At 31.4% G+C, this 274-nt stretch carries 1 protein-coding gene; it reads left to right on the top strand.

Annotated features, from left to right (window positions below; all coding sequences use genetic code 11):
* Positions 1 to 274, top strand: a 274-nt coding sequence (locus tag E6A48_RS11615; protein ID WP_219710467.1) for an Eco57I restriction-modification methylase domain-containing protein, incomplete at both ends; no start/stop codon positions are given.

The raw sequence follows: 274 nt of genomic DNA, 5'->3' as shown, positions 1-274 counted from the left end.
GGTAACAGCTTGATAGGTAATGATTTTTACGAGAGCCATTTAGATTTGGACGATGCCACTTTATATAAAATAAACTGCTTTGATTGGGAGGAAGAGTTTAAAAGCATTTTTAAAGGCGGCGGCTTCGATGTGGTGATAGGCAATCCGCCATATTTTAATATACAAACTTTAGGTCATAACTCTCCGATAGCAAATTATATAACCTCAAAATATTCTAATATATGGCAAGATAAGAGTGATATATTATTTTACTTTTTATATAAAGCTATAAAAT

Source organism: Brachyspira pilosicoli, assembly GCF_019402445.1.
Classification (GTDB): Bacteria; Spirochaetota; Brachyspiria; order Brachyspirales; family Brachyspiraceae; genus Brachyspira; species Brachyspira pilosicoli_B.
The sequence above is the reverse complement of the archived record's forward strand: the minus strand, read 5'-3'. Positions and strand labels throughout refer to the sequence as shown.